The 1,133-nt window shown below is 49.7% G+C and carries 1 protein-coding gene; it reads right to left on the bottom strand.

Going from position 1 to position 1,133, the window contains the following annotated elements; genetic code table 11:
- On the bottom strand, positions 1-1,133 hold a 1,133-nt coding region (locus TY87_RS22380; protein ID WP_198432175.1), incomplete at both ends, for an Ig-like domain-containing protein.

The following is a 1,133-nucleotide window of genomic DNA, read 5'->3' on the forward strand; positions in this document are numbered from 1 at the left end:
GCGGTGAAGGTCCACACACCGTCAATCTGCTTCGCCAAACCCAGAGAAACATCACCATTAAAGACTTCCACACTCTTCACGTCAGAATCGACATTGGTGATGGTGAAGGTAGCGGTGGCGTCGTTGGTTAAGTTGTCTTCGTTAGAATTACCCGTGTCGCTGCCGCTGTTCAGATCAATAACAGGTTGAGCCAAATTGGTGTCCAAGGTCACCGTCAATTCACCAGAGGTACTGGTATTACCCGCCGCATCGGTGACTTTGACCGTAAGAGTATTGTCCCCCTCATTCAGATCTGTGGTGTCTAAGGCTCTAGCCGCAACACCAACGGAATCGCTACGTGAAGCGGTAAAGGTCCACACACCGTCAATCTGCTCAGCAAAGCCTAGAGAAACATTGCCATTAAAGACTTCCACGCTCTTCACGTCAGTATCGACATTGGTGATAGTGAAGGTCGCGGTGGCGTCGTTGGTTAGGTTGTCTTCGTTAGAATCACCCGTGTCACTGCCACTGCTCAAATCAATAACGGGTTGAGCCAAATTGGTGTCCAAGGTCACCGTCAATTCACCAGAGGTACTGGTATTGCCAGCCGCATCGGTGACTTTGACTGTAAGAGTATTCTCCCCCTCATTCAGGCCTGCGGTGCTTAAGGATTTAAGATCAACACCAACGGAATCGCTAGGTGAAGCGGTGAAGGTCCACACACCGTCAATCTGCTTCGCCAAACCCAGAGAAACATCACCATTAAAGACTTCCACACTCTTCACGTCAGAATCGACATTGGTGATGGTGAAGGTAGCGGTGGCGTCGTTGGTTAAGTTGTCTTCGTTAGAATTACCCGTGTCGCTGCCGCTGTTCAGATCAATAACAGGTTGAGCCAAATTGGTGTCCAAGGTCACCGTCAATTCACCAGAGGTACTGGTATTACCCGCCGCATCGGTGACTTTGACCGTAAGAGTATTGTCCCCCTCATTCAGATCTGTGGTGTCTAAGGCTCTAGCCGCAACACCAACGGAATCGCTACGTGAAGCGGTAAAGGTCCACACACCGTCAATCTGCTCAGCAAAGCCTAGAGAAACATTGCCATTAAAGACTTCCACGCTCTTCACGTCAGTATCGACATTGGTGATAGTGAA

This window comes from Marinomonas sp. BSi20584, assembly GCF_002792415.1.
GTDB lineage: Bacteria > Pseudomonadota > Gammaproteobacteria > Pseudomonadales > Marinomonadaceae > Marinomonas > Marinomonas polaris.